This is a genomic window from Burkholderia diffusa, assembly GCF_902499115.1.
Lineage (GTDB): Bacteria > Pseudomonadota > Gammaproteobacteria > Burkholderiales > Burkholderiaceae > Burkholderia > Burkholderia diffusa.
In genome coordinates, this window is record NZ_CABVPN010000021.1 from 1 (window position 1) to 14,719 (window position 14,719).

At 66.2% G+C, this 14,719-nt stretch carries 13 protein-coding genes and 1 pseudogene; 1 reads left to right on the plus strand and 13 read right to left on the minus strand.

Annotated features, from left to right (window positions below; all coding sequences use genetic code 11):
- The 3 genes and pseudogenes from glyA to BTE28158_RS21135 form a co-directional block, all read right to left on the minus strand.
- Positions 1–435: pseudogene (gene glyA / locus BTE28158_RS21125) on the minus strand (serine hydroxymethyltransferase); the annotation flags it as partial.
- 320 nt (positions 436–755) lie between these two features.
- Positions 756–1,535, minus strand: a complete 780-nt coding sequence (locus BTE28158_RS21130) for an SDR family NAD(P)-dependent oxidoreductase (RefSeq protein WP_059608046.1) — start codon at positions 1,533–1,535, stop codon at positions 756–758.
- 33 nt (positions 1,536–1,568) lie between these two features.
- Positions 1,569–2,816, minus strand: coding sequence for a D-arabinono-1,4-lactone oxidase (locus BTE28158_RS21135; RefSeq protein WP_151049792.1), 1,248 nt, complete (start codon positions 2,814–2,816; stop codon positions 1,569–1,571).
- Positions 2,817–3,077: 261 nt separating this feature from the next.
- Between BTE28158_RS21135 and BTE28158_RS21140 the strand changes: the two genes are divergently transcribed.
- Positions 3,078–4,103: a helix-turn-helix domain-containing protein gene (locus BTE28158_RS21140; protein ID WP_124627581.1), complete on the plus strand. Its 1,026-nt coding sequence runs from the start codon at positions 3,078–3,080 to the stop codon at positions 4,101–4,103.
- A 145-nt stretch (positions 4,104–4,248) separates the two neighbouring features.
- Here the strand turns inward: BTE28158_RS21140 and BTE28158_RS21145 are convergent, their stop codons facing one another.
- The 10 genes from BTE28158_RS21145 to BTE28158_RS21190 form a co-directional block, all read right to left on the minus strand.
- Positions 4,249–4,677: a 2-oxoglutarate dehydrogenase gene (locus BTE28158_RS21145; protein WP_151049794.1), complete on the minus strand. Its 429-nt coding sequence runs from the start codon at positions 4,675–4,677 to the stop codon at positions 4,249–4,251.
- Positions 4,678–4,721: 44 nt separating this feature from the next.
- Complete coding sequence (locus BTE28158_RS21150; protein ID WP_151049796.1) at positions 4,722–6,572, minus strand: S10 family serine carboxypeptidase-like protein; 1,851 nt, start codon at positions 6,570–6,572, stop codon at positions 4,722–4,724.
- Between the two features lie 808 nt (positions 6,573–7,380).
- On the minus strand, positions 7,381–9,192 hold the full coding sequence (locus BTE28158_RS21155; protein WP_151049798.1) for an ExeM/NucH family extracellular endonuclease: 1,812 nt from the start codon (positions 9,190–9,192) through the stop codon (positions 7,381–7,383).
- Positions 9,193–9,381: 189 nt separating this feature from the next.
- Entirely contained in the window at positions 9,382–10,323 is a 942-nt protein-coding gene (locus tag BTE28158_RS21160; protein WP_151049800.1) for a CopD family protein, read from the minus strand.
- Positions 10,320–10,700 carry a copper homeostasis periplasmic binding protein CopC gene (gene copC, locus BTE28158_RS21165; RefSeq protein ID WP_151049826.1) on the minus strand — a complete coding sequence of 127 codons (381 nt, stop codon included), beginning with the start codon at positions 10,698–10,700 and terminating at the stop codon, positions 10,320–10,322. Before copC ends, BTE28158_RS21160 begins: the two co-directional genes overlap by 4 nt.
- A 14-nt stretch (positions 10,701–10,714) precedes the next feature.
- Positions 10,715–11,062, minus strand: coding sequence for a copper-binding protein (locus tag BTE28158_RS21170; RefSeq protein ID WP_059608039.1), 348 nt, complete (start codon positions 11,060–11,062; stop codon positions 10,715–10,717).
- Between the two features lie 73 nt (positions 11,063–11,135).
- Positions 11,136–12,431, minus strand: a complete 1,296-nt coding sequence (locus tag BTE28158_RS21175; RefSeq protein WP_059608038.1) for a multicopper oxidase family protein — start codon at positions 12,429–12,431, stop codon at positions 11,136–11,138.
- A gap of 1 nt (position 12,432) precedes the next feature.
- Positions 12,433–13,947 (minus strand): TolC family protein, encoded by a 1,515-nt coding sequence (locus tag BTE28158_RS21180; RefSeq protein WP_151049802.1) that lies wholly within the window; start codon positions 13,945–13,947, stop codon positions 12,433–12,435.
- Positions 13,944–14,237: a hypothetical protein gene (locus BTE28158_RS21185; RefSeq protein ID WP_151049804.1), complete on the minus strand. Its 294-nt coding sequence runs from the start codon at positions 14,235–14,237 to the stop codon at positions 13,944–13,946. The genes BTE28158_RS21180 and BTE28158_RS21185 overlap by 4 nt, the downstream gene beginning before the upstream one ends.
- Before the next feature lie 88 nt (positions 14,238–14,325).
- Entirely contained in the window at positions 14,326–14,700 is a 375-nt protein-coding gene (locus tag BTE28158_RS21190) for a hypothetical protein (protein WP_059605178.1), read from the minus strand.
- Positions 14,701–14,719: the final 19 nt, after the last annotated feature.

Here is a 14,719-nt window from a genome sequence, read left to right on the forward strand (position 1 = left end):
GCTCACGACGTTGAACCACTTGCCCGACATGTTCACCGGCGAGCCGTGCGTCAGGTGGCCGCCGTGCGCGAGGCTCAGCCCCATGATCGTGTCGCCCGGCTTGAGCATCGCGAAGAACACGCCCTGGTTCGCCTGCGAACCCGAGTTCGGCTGCACGTTCGCCGCTTCCGCGCCGAACAGCTGCTTCACGCGGTCGATCGCCAGCTGCTCGACCACGTCGACGTATTCACAGCCGCCGTAGTAGCGCTTGCCCGGATACCCTTCCGCGTACTTGTTCGTGAGCTGCGAGCCCTGTGCGGCCATCACGGCCGGGCTCGTGTAGTTTTCCGACGCGATCAGCTCGATGTGCTCTTCCTGGCGGCGGTTCTCGTCCTGAATGGCAGTCCAGAGTTCCGGATCGACGTTGGCGACGGTGCTGGTAGTGCGATTGAACATGATGATTGATCAAAAGAAAGTGATGGATTGACCCTGGTATGCCGGACTTGCCCGGACCCGCGAAGCCGAGCGCCGGACCGGCGCTCGATGACGTCATCAACCATGCCGCCCCGCGATGCCGGCTGAACGGTGATTCGGCATTGCCATTCCAACAGACGCAAATTCGTTCAGATAGAAGGATTACGACAATCCGCTAGGACGCATCGCGCGGCGAACCCGCAAAAAAAATCGAAGGCCCGCATCGCTGCGGAACCTTCGACGGGACCTGCCGCTCCTGGAGAATTCGTGCCTGCCCTTCGGCCTCCTGCGAATATCGGGGCCTAAACAGCGGAAAAACAGTTGTCGACGAACAGATGGGTACCGTTGACGAAGCTCGATTCGTCCGACGCCAGGAACAGCGCGGCCGCGGCCACTTCCGACGGCTCGCACAGCCGGCCTTGCTGCACCGCGATAGCCGCTTCGGTCGCGTCCACGCCCATCGCCTGCAGATCCTTGAGCTCGCGCATCCCGTGCGGCGTGCGGATGAACCCGGGCGCCAGCGCGTTGCAGCGGATGCCGCGGTCGCGGTATTCGACTGCGATCGCCCGCGCGAACATGTGGCACGCGCCCTTGGTCGCGTCATACAGCACCTCGCCGGGCGTCGCGCAGACGGCCGAGATCGACGACGTGCAGACGATGCTGCCGCGCCCCTGTTCCAGCATCTGCGGCAGGACTGCCTTCGTCATCAGGAACATGCTCTTCACGTTCACGCCCATCAGCCAGTCCCATTCCGACTCCTCGATGTCGAGGAACGGTTTGACGATCAGCGTGCCCGCGTGATTGAACAGGATGTCCGCATTGCCATACTGCCGGCGTGCCGCGTCGACCGCCGCCTGCACCTCCGACTGCTTCGACACGTCGGCGCCGACGCCCATCGCCTGCAAGCCGGCATCGCGCAGCCGCGACGCGAGCGTTTCGGCCGCGTCGCCGTCGCGGTCGATGATCGCCACCTTCGCGCCCTGCGCGGCGAACAGTTCGGACGCGGCGCCGCCGCATCCGCCCGCGCCGCCGCTCACGATGGCGACCTTGCCGGCCAGGCGTCCGTCAATCTTGGCATTCATTCGTCGCTCTCCAGTCTGGTTCGTTCGGACCGCTCAGCTGAACAGCGTCCGAAGATGATCGTTGAGGAAACGGCCTTCCGGGTCCACGCTGCGGCGCAGTTCGCGGAATGCTTCGGCCTTCGGGAACCAGCGATCCACGTCATCGCGGTTCGTGAAGTGCAGCTTGCCCCAGTGCGGACGCGAACCGTAATCGCGCAGGATGTCGTCGACGTCCTTCAGGAACGGCCAGTAGTCGACGCCGTTCGGCCCGCCCGAGCACGAGATGGTTACGCTGTCCTGATTGTTGAACGGGCTGATCCACGCCGGATCGCCCTTCGTGAAGCGGTACTCGACCGGGAAGATGCAGTCGCGATGCTTCGTGAGGATCAGGTCGCGCACGCGGCGCAGCGCTTCCTTGCCGTGTTCGGCGGGCACGGCGTATTCGAGTTCGTGGAAGTTCGCGACGTAGTGAATCGCATAGACCTCGGCGCTGTACGCGATCTTCTCGTGCTCGCCTTCGAAGAACGTGCGTTCGTCGGTGACGTCCATCACCTTGATTTCGCACACGTCGTAGTCTTTCTTCGAGTTCGACACCTTCGCGGTGTCGGGCAGGCAGTACAGGTGGCGGCTTTCGGACGTCGGGCACCAGAAGAAACCGAAATGCCGGTGCGTGGCCGCGAGGTCGTCGTACTTTTCCATCAGCGCCTCGAAGTCCTCGCGCCACACGCGGTCGTGCAGCCAGAACGCGTCGGTCACCTGCAGCGTCAGCTCCGACACCACGCCGAACAGGCCGATGTTCACCTGCGTCGCATGCAGCAGGTCGAGGTCCTGCCTGTCGCTCACCTCCATGATCGAGCCGTCGGGGCGAACGATCCGCATCCCGACGACCTGCGACGACAGATTGCTCAGCGTCACCCCCGTGCCGTGCGTGCCGGTTGCGAGCGCACCGGCAATGGCCTGCGAATCGATGTCGCCCTGGTTGACGAGCGAGAAGCCGATGTCCTTCAGATGACGCGTCACCGCGTTGATCCGCGTGCCGGCCTTCACCGTGACGCGCTTTCGCTGCTCGTCGACCGCGACGATGCCCTGGTGGTCCTTCAGCGACAGCAACAGGCCGCTCGTCGCGACGACCGGCGTGAACGAATGTCCCGATCCCGAGCATCGGACGTTCTTGCCCTGGCTCGTCGCCGCATGCACCAGCTCGGCGATCTCCGCCTCGCTGGTCGGCGACGCGATGTGCGCGGCAACGCACGACTGATTGCCCACCCAGTTCCGCCAGAATCCGCCACGTGGAAGCTCCATCGACGTCTCTCCAGAAGTGTGCCGCCGGTCCCACGCCGGCAGCCGTGTTCGGTTCGTCCGGCAACGAAGCGCGATGCTCCCGGCGCCGGCGCGATGCGATGCGTTGTGTTCCGTTCGTGCCAAAGGTATTGCGCCAGCCGGCTTTTCACTATCGGATTTCGGCAAGCGAGGGTTTCTTCGGGGAATCGGGCCATCGGGGTTTTTGACCGGCTCGTGCAGCGGCTACAATGCATCGATCCGGCCCGCCCCTTCCCGACTCCGATGACGCCGTCCGCCGATCCGAGCGATTTTTCTGGCGCCCCGCCGTTTGCGCGAACGGTGGCGTTCTGCGCGTTCACCGACGTGGAGGAACAGGCGCGGATCTTCGACGGCTGGGATCTCAACTACACGCAGATCTCGGGCGGCCTGTTTCATGGCTCGTCGTCCATCGTGTCGCTCGGCGGCATCCGGCTCCTGGTCGAGGACCTCGACAAGGTGATCCTGCAGCAGGGCGCGGTGCCGTCCGACCGCATCGCGGTGGCCGTGCCGCTGGAACTCGAAGGCCATGCACGCATGTGCGGCGAGAAGAGCGGGCGCGACAGCCTGCATGTGTTCTCGAGCCAGCCCGTGTTCGAGTTCTATTCGCCCGACCGGCACGTGCTCGTGAACGTCGAGATCGAACCCGACAAGCTGTCGACGGAGGCGATGCGCACACTCGCCGCGTCGCTGCGCGCGCGTACCTTCGCGCCGCTGATCCCGATGACGCCCCAGGTCGCGGACCGCTTGCGCGACCTGCTGCGCCACACGATGGCCGCGGCCGCGAAAAGCACGCCGATCGAGGACGTGACGACGCAGGAGCGGATCGAACTGCTCGAGCGGACCGTGCTGTATGCGATTTCCGAAGCGATGACGATGCCCGCGCCGGACGCGGACGCCCTCGCGACGCGGCGGACGAAGTACTGGTCGCTCGTGAACGCAGTGCAGGAGCGGCTGCAGGATGCGTCGACGTGCCCGCTGTCGATCGCCGAACTGTGCGTGCAGCTCGGCATCAGCCGGCGTACCGCGCAATACGCGTTCAACGACACGCTCAACCTGAATCCGATCGCCTATCTGCGCGCCGTCCGGCTGAATCACGTTCGCCGCGAGCTGCGGCTCGGCGGGTCCGTGACGTCGGCCGCGACGAAGTGGGGCTTCTGGCACCTGAGCAGCTTTGCGCAGGACTACCGCGCGATGTTCGGCGAGTTGCCGTCGGCGACGGCGCGGCGTTACGCGCACCGGGAAGCTGAACATCGATCACGTGATACGTGACGCGGCTTCGCGTTGCCTGCGCATGAACTGAGCTTCCATGAAGAAAGCCGCGGCCGGACTTGCGCCGCGGCGGGCTGAAAGCAGGCCGCCTCAGCAGGGAGCGGCCGGCACCGGCCACCACCCTGCGCACGACCTCGCTACACCGTCACTCCTGCTGTTCCTGCTCCGCCTGCACCTGCCGCTGCTGGATGAACTGCCGCACATCGCTCATCGTCACGCGACCGGTGTGTTTCGCATCGATCTCGTCGAAGTGCTTCGCGACGAAGCCCAGCCCGCTGCTCTGCGCCTGCGCTTTCGTCACCGCCGCGCCGTTGCTCAGCACCGTGTTGCCGCCGAGCCGGGCGTCGACGCGCCGCTGCGCCTGCTGCTGCAGCGTCGCGCCGGTCGACGGCAATACCGGCGCCACGCGGGTCGAAGGAAAGAACGGACCGTCGACACCGTGCCCGCCGTGCGGCAGCTTCACAGGGGCCACCGCCTGCGGCGGCAGTGCATGGGCGCTGCTCATCACGGCACCGAGGACGATCGACGCAGACATACGCCGCATCAAGTTGATTAGGGACATGATCACTCGCATTCAATGGATGAATAGAGGGTTCCTTTTCGCAAGGAGTCCGTCGTTTATGGTGCCACCGCCAGCGTCGTCGCGGCCGTCGCGCCCGGCACGCTGCCGGTCGGCGTGCCGGCCGGGTTCTCGTCCGGCCACGGCGGCGGCAGCGTGCGCAGCGTCAGCGCCGTCGGAATCCGCCTGCCTTGATAGAAGATCTTCAGGTCGCGCTTCATCTGCGGACGGGCCACGTCATCCAGATACGTCATGTGCCCGCCCTGGAAGAAGTTCACCTGCAGCTTCGGGTTCAGGCCCTTCACGGTCTGCAGCCGCGCTAGTTGCTTCTCGGTGTTGAAGAACGGCGTCGCCAGATCGTGAAGGCCGTTTTCCGCGAGCACCCGGAGCTTCGGATTGAGCTGCAGCGCGCCGAGCAGATCGGGGATCGAGTCGGGCATCGGCTGGCCGTCATGCGAGAAGTCCCACACCTGGATGATGTTGTCGTTCAGTGGCAGGTAAGTCGCGTTCGGCGCGGTGTAGCCGAGGTAGTCGGGCATCTGCGTCGCGAGCGCGTTCGTGAACGGCTGCGAGATCAGGATGTCCGACGGATCGCCGTCCGCTTGCAGTCGCGGATCCGAGTTCGGCAACGACACACGTCCGTCGTAGCGGCCGATCGTCGTGCCGGGCAGCAGGCTCGTGCCGAACGGATTCGCGTTGAAGTAGCCGCGCAGCGCCTGCTGCGTGAGGCTCGACGGCAGCGACCACAGCTTCAGCGTCGCATCGCTCGGGAACACCGGCGTGCCGAGCGCATCCGGAATGCCGAGCTGGCTCAGCACCCACGACTGCGAATACTGCTGCAACTGGTTGTAGATCAGCGTCGTGAACAACTCGGTCTGCAGTGCATACAGATACGGGTTGACCGGCGCCGGCGACACCTGGTTGAAGTACGCCGCTACCGCTGCATAGCCGGGCAGGTAGCCGGCCACGGTATCGGTCTCGAGCAGCAGCCCTTCGGTCGACTGCGTGATCGCCACCGCTTCCACCGCATCGGCGAAGTAGTTCAGGATCGACGACTGCAGCACGATCCCGGTCAGGTGCACGCCGGCCGATTCGAGCGCCAGCGCGAGCATGTCGGTACGCGGCGTGCCGTATGACTCGCCGTACAGGTAGATCGGCGACGTGCCGCGGCTGTTGACGTTCAGGTAGCGCTGGATGAAGTCGCGCATGATGTTGACGTCCGCGTCCGAACCCCAGTACTTCTGGTTGGTGTTCGGCAGCACGGCTTCCGACAGCCCGGTTCCCGGCGGGTCGATGAACACGAGGTCGGTCGTGTCGATCAGGCTTTCCGCGTTGTCGACGAGCGGATAGTTCGGCCAGTTGTTGCCGAACAGCGGATCGGGCGTGGCGACGCGCGTCGGCGCGAAGGAGCCGAGGCGCAGCCAGATCGACGACGATCCGGGGCCGCCGTTATAGACGAACGTGACGGGGCGCGGCTTGCCGTTCGTGCTCGGCGCGGTGTACGCGACGTATGACATCGACGCTTCCGCGTTGCCGTTCGCGTCCTGCGCGGTCAGGTGGCCCGTGGTCGTCGTGTAGCTGACCGTCGTGCCGCCGGATTTCCACTGGTAATGCATCACCGCCGCCTTCTCCGAGACCTGCGCGGCCGCAAGGCCGTCGGTCGCGTTCATCGAATAGGCGACGGGGTCGACGTAAGGCTGGTTCGCCGCCGGCGACTGGCTGTCGGCCGCCGCTTGCGCGCTGGCCTGCTGGCTGGCGGTGGCCTGCGCGAGGCTCGACGCGCCGACCGACGACGAATCGTCGCCGCCGCAGCCCGCGAGCACGAGCGTCACGACGGTCAATGCGCCTAGCCCGGCCAGCCAGCCGCGACGCGCGCGGCGGCTGCCGGTACTGCTCCTGTCTGGTTTCATCTCTGTCCTTGGGTCGGATACCGCTTCACACGGGCCGCCATCGCCGGCGAAAAACGCGCAGGCATACCCGCCACTCGCGTTGCACGGTCGGCAGACGGCGGTTGGGGACTGGATTTCTTCGAGAGACTGAACTTGATACAGACACAGCAAACTGCTGGCGGAGAATGATGCGGGTAACGCCGCCCCCTTTGCAGTTTCAACGACTTATCGTATGACCAAAATTTACGACATCACAAAAATAGGTGGTGCTGCGCTGCGTTGTCAAAGATCATTCCGATATTAAAAAATCTCTTATGATGCAAACGGCGATCAGTGTCTGGCATTTGAAAGAAAACACGATTGTTCGCACCCGGCTTGTTATATGAGTCGTTTTTATTGGAATGCGGCTGCGTTTCCGCACGTTGGGCAACGCTTCCAGACTTCGCATTGCGCATGGACGCCCTTCAAAGCGACAGGATTTTTCTTTCATTTTAATTATCCCGAATCGATTGGCGCGATTCAATGAATAAAAATCGGCATTGTCCAAAAAATACCGATTCCGATTATCTCCCGGACACGCCATGGAATTATTTACCCGGCATTGGAATTAAACCGCGGAGTGCGCCAAGCGGCATTGATGCGTAATGCGAAGGCATTCGCAATGAAGAAGCCGTCATTCGCGCCACGCATTCCGGATCGCATGACAGCGATCGCGAATCGGGCACGTGACGGCCGAGGGGGAGAGAGGCAGCGCGAGCGGCACAAGCACCGCCCGCGCGACGGCGTGCGGCAACGTCGCACGCCGTACTTCAGACACGCGAGTCAGCGATCAGCGCCCGTTGCCCGGCAACGCGATATCGATCAGCACCGGATCGTGGTCCGATGAACGATACGCATCCGGCGCGTAGAACGTCTTCTGCTGCTCGGCCGACTTGTACGCGAGCGTGTACTGCAGCGCGAGCGGCTCGTCCGCGTTGATGTGCCATTCGTGCACGGCCTTCACGTGCGATGCGAGCGGCAGCGACGCGAGCGCATGATCGAGGTAGCCGGCTTCGCCGTTGTACACGTAGCTGTACGCATTGGCGCCGATCCAGCGCGACACGAGGTTGCGGTAGCCGCGCGATTCGAGCAGGCGGATCGGGTCTTCATACGTGTAGCTGTTGAAGTCGCCGATCAGCAGCGTGCCCTGCCCTGCGACGCCCGTCGGGTTGCCGGCGAGCCAGTCGGCCAGCTTCGCGGCCGCGCGCGTGCGCGTCGGATTCCAGCAGCCCTGGCCGTCGCCCTGGTCGAGGTCGTCGTTCGCGGCGTCCGGGCAGTTCTTCGACTTCAGGTGATTGACCGCGATCGTCAACGCCTGCTTGCCGCCGATCCGGCGGAACGACTGCGCGAGCGGCTGGCGGTTCTTGTCGTCGATCGCCAGCGTCGACGCGCGGCCGACGGGTTCGACCGCGCGGCTGTCGTAAATCATCGCGACCGTGATCGCGTCGCCGCCGAGGCGCGACGTGCCCGGATCGACGACGCGCCAGTTGCTGCCGAGCTTCGCCGCGAGCTGACGCACCGCGCTCAGTTCGCCGTAGCCGTTGTTCTGGATTTCCATCAGGCCGATCACGTCGGCGTCGAGCGCCTTCAGCGCGCTGACGATCTTCGCTTCCTGGCGCTGGAATTCCTGGTAGTTCTTCGCGCCGCGGTTGTTCGGATCATCGAAGCCGCCGCCGAGACCGTTGCCGTTGAAGTAGTTGAGGACGTTGAACGACGCGACGCGCAGGTTCGATTTCGGATCGCGCGCCGGTGCGTTGGTGCGCGGGTTCGAACGCGTGTCGAAAGCAGGCGCGGCCGCGCCGGGCAGCGGCTGCACGCGCCATGCGCCGTAGCGCACCTCGAGCACGCCTTCGACGTCGCGCACGGTGTAGCCCGAGCGCAACGTGTTCGCGGCCGACAGTTCCGGCGCCGGATACGGCACGGTCGCCGGGTTCTGCTTGTTCGAGCCGTCGTCGAGGACCAGCCGGTTGCGTGCGTTTGCATCGATCTGCGTCTGCGCCTGCGACGGCGGCACCACGCTCGTCGGTGTGCGCAGGCGGCCGTTGCTCAGCAACACGCTGCCGTAGCGGCCGAGTTCGTAATTTTCGGTGACGGTGAGCGTCTGTGGCAGGCGCACGCGCATCCCTTCATATGCGGCGAATGCGTTCGGGTTGTCGACCGGCAGCGAGAGCGTCGCCGGCGTGACCGTCTGGTTGTTCGCGCACACCGCGATCGCGCCCGACAGCGTGAGCTGCGTCTGCCCGTATTTTTCCTCGATCTTGCCGGTCACGTGCACGAGATCGCCGGCCTTCGCGCGCACTTTCGGCGCATAGACGAACAGGCCTTCGGAGACGCCCGGCTGGTTGCGGCGCTGCGCGTCGGCCTGCTGGACGAAGAAGCCGCCGAAGCCGTCCGTGCCGCCGAAATCGGCGGTGACGACCGCTTCGATCGACACGTTCTGGCCGGCGAGCGGCGACGGCGCGCCGGGCCCCTGGATGTCGGCGATCGGCGTCGTGCTGCCGCCGCAGTTCGGACTGACGGGAGCGGCGGTGACGGCGAAGACCGGTGCGGCAAGCGTGGGCAGCAGCAATAGCGGGGCAAACAGGCGGATTGTCGAGCGCATGACGGGGAATCCCGGTTGTGAGGATGGCGAAAGCTTAGCGGCGCTCGATGACAGTTGTTAGTAACCAGAAGATAGATGGATGTAATAATCCGACATCGCGCTCACGGTCGGAAAGCGCGAAGTCCTCCGATCAAAACCGCCGCTGTTCCGACGATTTCCCGATACCGGCTTCGCCTGCCGGCCGTGGCGCTAAACCGTCCCCGGCAACGCGCTCGACACGAGCACGGCGGCCACCATCAGCGCGCCGGCCAGCACAACCGCCTCGATCCGCAACACCGCGCCGAACCGTCGCAACAGGTCGGCCGGCGTCGCGGCCGCCGGGTCCTTCAGCGCGGCCAGCAACTTCGGCATCTCGAAGAACCGGTTGTGTCCGCCGAGCGCCGTCGCGATCAGCACGAGCGCGAGCTTGAACAGCAGGATCTGCCCGTACGTCGACCCGAGCAGGTTCGCGGGCGTATCGACACCGCGCCAGCCGTTGTAAGCGCCGGTCGCGAACAGCACGATCAACGCGTACGTCGACGCATCGGACAGCGACTGCACGAACGATGCGCCGGTCGTGCGTTCGCTCGCGGGCATGCCGGCAAGACGCGGCATCACGCCGAACGCCGTCACGAACACGAGCCCGACCCACGCGCTGATTGCCAGCAGATGCAGCCAGTCGACCCACACCGGCACGCTGAACAGGCCCGCGTCGACCGGATGCCCGCCGTTGCTGCGCGCGAGTGCGACACCTGCGAGCGCGGCCCACATCGCGAACGGAAAGCGCGTGTCGTTCGCACGCCGGAGCAACGACAGCAGCACGACGACGGCCGTGAACACCGCGCCGGCCAGCCACGCGTGGCCGAAGCCGGTGCCGGCGAGCATCGCGCGGACGGCCGGCCAGGCGTCGCGCATCGACACATCGCTCATCAGCGCGCAGTGCGCCCAGAACGCGGTGATGCTCGCGAGCAGCGACACGATGGACGCGATGCGCAGCGTCGCGACGAGACGCCGCGCGATGCCGTGCTGCCATGCCGACTCGCCGCGCGCGAGCCAGTGGCTGCCGAGCAGCGCGCCGACGATGACGGTGAACCCGGTGTTCTGGATCGCCACCGACACGAGCCTCAGAAGGCCGACGAGGCCCTCGTTCACCCCTTCACCCTGAACGCATAGGTGCCCTTGGTGCGATGCGCGTCGGCCGTCATCGCCACCCACTGCACCGTGTACGCACCGGGCCCAAGCTTCGGTATCCCGACGGTCATCACGCGCGGATTCGACGCATCGACTTTCGCCTTTTCGTGCGCGACGGCATTGCCGTTCGCGTCCGACACCTTCACCGAGCTGAACGCCGGTTCGAGGTCTTCGTTGAACGTCAGCCGCAACGTGTCGGGCGCGGTGTCGACCGCGCTGCCCGTCGCCGGTGCGGCGCTTTCCAGCTTGCCGTGCGCGAATGCCGCGGCCGGCACGGCGGCGGCGATCGCGCCGGCCGCGGCGAGGGCGGCCAGCCGCCCGAGCGTGGTGATCTTCATGGTCATGCCCGGCGTCACGGCTTCTTCAGCTCGACGACGGTCAACGTGCCGCCCACGTCCTCGGCGACGAAGTCGACCTGGTCGCCCACCTTCACCTGCGACAGCATCGCCGGGTCTTTCACCTTGAACGCCATCGTCATCGCGTCCATCCCGAGGTTGTCCAGCGGGCCGTGCTTGATCGTCAGCTTGCCCGTGCCCGTGTCGATCTTGCGAATCTCGCCGTGCGACATCTCGCGCTTTGCGGCGGTGCCCTGCATCGCGCCGCCGCTCATATCCATGCCGGCCATGTCGCCGGCCGCGTACGACGCGGCGGAAAACGCCAGCATGCAACCCGTTGCAATCGAAACCAGTTCCTTCTTCATCGTGCGTGCTCCTGAGTGAATGAAACGAAAACCGGCGGCCGCATCGTCACGGCCGCCGCATGCTGCCCGCGGCTCAACCGTCCGGCAATTCGCCGGTGTATTCGTACGCGACGGTGCCCTTCGGATGCCGGAACCAGCCCGGATCGCGATAGTCGTTGCGGCCGAGCCCCTGCCGGACCTTCAGCACCGTGAACATGCCGCCCATCTCCAGCGGCCCGAACGGGCCGGTGCCCGTCATCATCGGCAGCGTGTTGTCGGGCAGCGGCATTTCCATGCCGCCCATCGCGCCGCCCGTGCTCCCCATCGCCATGTAGTCGGGCACGAGCTTGCCGATCTTCTTCGCGAGGTCCTTCTGCGGCACGCCGATCAGGTTCGGCACCTGATGCCCCATCGCATTCATCGTGTGATGCGACTTGTGGCAATGGAACGCCCAGTCGCCCGGGCGATCGGCGGTGAACTCGATCGCGCGCATCTGGCCGACGGCGACATCCGCCGTCACCTCCGGCCAGCGCGCCGCCGGCGGAATCCAGCCGCCGTCGGTACCGGCCACCTCGAAGCTGTAGCCGTGCAGGTGGATCGGATGGTTCGTCATCGTCAGGTTGCCGAAACGAATCCGCACGCGGTCGCCCGCCCGCACCGGCAGCGGGTCGATGCCCGGGAACACGCGCGAGTTGAACGTCCACATGTTGAAGTCCGTCATCTCGTTCACGCGCGGTGTGTAGCTGCCCGGATCGATGTCGTACGCGGCGAGCAGAAAGACGAAGTCGCGATCGACCGGCATCGTCGCGCGATCCTTCGGGTGCACGATGAACATGCCCATCATCCCCATCGCCATCTGCACCATTTCGTCGGCATGCGGGTGATACATGAACGTGCCGTGCGCCTCCAGCTGGAACTCGTAGACGAAGGTCTTGCCCGGCGGAATGTGCGGCTGCGTGAGGCCCCCGACACCATCCATCCCGTTGGGCAGCCGCAGCCCGTGCCAGTGGATCGTCGTGTGCTCGGGCAGCCGGTTCGTCACGAAGATCCGGACCTTGTCGCCTTCGACGGCCTCGATCGTCGGGCCTGGCGACTGGCCGTTGTAGCCCCACAGGTTCGCGTTCATCCCGGGCGCCATCTCGCGCACGACGGGCTCGGCCGTCAGGTGGAATTCCTTCCAGCCGTTCTTCATTCGCCACGGCAGTGTCCAGCCGTTCAGCGTCGCGACAGGCGTGTACGGGCGGCCGTTGGGCGGCACGAGCGGCGGCTGCGTGCCGGCCTTCGCCATCGTGGGCGCTTCGGGCAGCGACGCCGCGCCGGCCTTGCTGACCATCGCCGCACCGAGCAACGCGGCGCCCGAGCCGCTGAGAAATTGTCGACGGGACACCATGTCAATGACCTTCCGGATGCGTTGCGGGCGCCGGTTGCGCCACGGGTGAAGAAGCCGGCTGCGGTGCAGCGTCGGTCGTGGGTGCGACGGGCGCGTCCGCACGCTGCGTTGGCTGCGTTGGCTGCATCGGCTGAATCGGCTGCATCGGCTGCGCGGTCGGCAGCCGGCCGCCGACGGCCGCCTGCAGATCGGTTTCGGCGAGCCAGTAGTCCTTCAGCGCATCGATGTAGCCGTTGACCGCGCCCACCTGTTCGCGCGCATCGGCCAGCAGCTCGAACACGCTCGCGAGCATCCCGTTGTAGCGCAGCAGCAACTCGTCCGAGATCGTCTTGCGCAGCGGCACGACTTCGTCGCGATAGTGCTTCGCGACGTCGTAGCTCGTCGTGTATGCCGCGTACGATTCGCGCACTTCCGAGCGCGCGTCGATCGCCGTCTGAGCGAGCCGGTTCGCCGACTGCATGTAGACGGCCTCGGCCCGCGCCACCTTCGCGCCGCCCCAGTCGAACAGCGGAATCTCGACGCTGATCTCGTAGCCGTGCTCGTGCCCCTTGGAGGTCTCGTAGTTGTTCACGTAGCCGAGATCGACCGCGTTGACGAAGCGCGTCGCCTTGCTGAGCCCGAGCGACGACGCGACGCCCCGCGTCTGCAGCTTCGCGGCCTGGATGTCGAGGCGATTGCTCATCGCATAGCGTTCGAGATCGGGCAGATCGGGGCGTGCCTTCGGCAGGTCGGGCAAGCGCTCGGGCAGCGCATACCGCGTGCGCTCGCCCCACAGCCCCATCGCGCGCGTGAGCTTCTCGCGCGCGGCCACGGCCTGCTGCCGCGCCTTCGCCTGCTGCGCGACAGCATCCGCATGGAACGCCTGTTCGCGCGCGTAGTCGAGCCGGCTGAAGTTGCCGGCCTGGCGCATGCGCAGCGCGAGTTCGGCTCCGGCGCTCGCGGCGTCGCGGACCTGCTGCGCATAATTCGCGGCCTGTTCGGCCGCGACGGCTTCGACATATGCGCGGCGCGCGTCGGCCGCGACCCCCAGCATCGCGTCGGCGGTTTCGAGCCGAGTCTGCTCGAAACGGCGGCGTTCGATGTTCGTCGCGAGCGGCAGCGTCAGCAGCGCGAACACGTTGGCCGAGAACGTGCGGCCGAGGCTCAGTTCGCCGTCACCGGCCCGCGTGCGGCTGAACGAGAAGCGCGGGTTCGGCAGCCGGCCTGCCTGCACGAGATCGGCCTCCGACAGCCCGAGTTCCGCGTACGACGCCTGCAGGCCACGGTTGTTCAGCAGCGCGAGCTGCACCGCGTCGTCCATCGACAGCGGTTTCTCGAGCAGTTCCGTCGTCCGCTTGTCGACGGCCGCACGGTCGGCGTCGGTCCTGACGATGACGGCGACCTTCCCGATGCGCTCCGATGCGACGGACGACACGGCGTCGAAGCCGCCGTCCTTCGAGAATGTCGTGCAGCCGGCGAGGAATGCCAGCACGAGCACGGTTGCGCCGAACCGCGGTGAAATCGCAAGTCTCGTCATTGCGCGGCCCCTCCGTGCATCGAATGGGCCGCGCCGGCTGCCGCATTTTCGGGTTTCGCGTGTCCGGTGGCGCCGCCCTTCGCGGGCCGCGCCGTCACGTCCCGGTTCAGTTGCTTCCAGCCCGGGCCTGCGTCGTCCCGATACGGCACGTAGCCGTCGAACGCGGACGTCACCGTGACGTCCGGCACCGGCGCAGCCGCGTCGGCCGGATCGGGAAAGGCGGTTTGCGCGGGCGCGAGCGACGGCACGAGCGCCGCCGCGCCAAGCAGCGCCGCAGTAATCAATCGCATGGATGTTTCTCGTCGTGAGTCGTGCGGCGGATGTCGAGCGTTCGCCGGCACGGTTTGCGGATCGCGGCCGGTCGGCCGCGGACACGGACTAGACGGGAATCCGGCGCGGCGGCCGGTCGATGCCGCCGGTCAAGAACGACACGACGACCGTCGACGGCGCGAACGTGACGACCGCGAGGCCGACGTCCGACGTAACGGACACGGCAGGCACCTCCGCCATGCCCGAGCCGAAACAGCAGGACCCGCAGGCGGAACAAGGCGCCCCGTGCCGTGCGTGGTCGTCGTGCTCATGCCGCTCGCCGTGCGCGCTCGGCATCGCATGCGACGCAGCCTGGGCCTCCGCGCCGGCCCCCGCATGCGACGCGGCGGCACCCGCGCACTGCGTCGACACGGTCGCGAACGACTGGATCGGCACGCACAGCGCCAGCAGCACAACGAGGATGAATTTGCGCCAATACGACATGGATGCGGAATCAGGCAGA

What these genes read in the sequence shown, in the direction of transcription:
- BTE28158_RS21175 (WP_059608038.1), bottom strand. Translation starts at nt 12,431, where the DNA reads ATGGTGTCCCGTCGACAATTTCTCAGCGGCTCGGGCGCCGCGTTGCTC.
- BTE28158_RS21155 (WP_151049798.1), bottom strand. Translation starts at nt 9,192, where the DNA reads ATGCGCTCGACAATCCGCCTGTTTGCCCCGCTATTGCTGCTGCCCACG.
- BTE28158_RS21150 (WP_151049796.1), bottom strand. Translation starts at nt 6,572, where the DNA reads ATGAAACCAGACAGGAGCAGTACCGGCAGCCGCCGCGCGCGTCGCGGC.
- copC (WP_151049826.1), bottom strand. Translation starts at nt 10,700, where the DNA reads ATGAAGATCACCACGCTCGGGCGGCTGGCCGCCCTCGCCGCGGCCGGC.
- BTE28158_RS21130 (WP_059608046.1), bottom strand. Translation starts at nt 1,535, where the DNA reads ATGAATGCCAAGATTGACGGACGCCTGGCCGGCAAGGTCGCCATCGTG.
- BTE28158_RS21140 (WP_124627581.1), top strand. Translation starts at nt 3,078, where the DNA reads ATGACGCCGTCCGCCGATCCGAGCGATTTTTCTGGCGCCCCGCCGTTT.
- BTE28158_RS21190 (WP_059605178.1), bottom strand. Translation starts at nt 14,700, where the DNA reads ATGTCGTATTGGCGCAAATTCATCCTCGTTGTGCTGCTGGCGCTGTGC.
- BTE28158_RS21135 (WP_151049792.1), bottom strand. Translation starts at nt 2,816, where the DNA reads ATGGAGCTTCCACGTGGCGGATTCTGGCGGAACTGGGTGGGCAATCAG.
- BTE28158_RS21185 (WP_151049804.1), bottom strand. Translation starts at nt 14,237, where the DNA reads ATGCGATTGATTACTGCGGCGCTGCTTGGCGCGGCGGCGCTCGTGCCG.
- BTE28158_RS21145 (WP_151049794.1), bottom strand. Translation starts at nt 4,677, where the DNA reads ATGCGAGTGATCATGTCCCTAATCAACTTGATGCGGCGTATGTCTGCG.
- BTE28158_RS21170 (WP_059608039.1), bottom strand. Translation starts at nt 11,062, where the DNA reads ATGAAGAAGGAACTGGTTTCGATTGCAACGGGTTGCATGCTGGCGTTT.
- BTE28158_RS21180 (WP_151049802.1), bottom strand. Translation starts at nt 13,947, where the DNA reads ATGACGAGACTTGCGATTTCACCGCGGTTCGGCGCAACCGTGCTCGTG.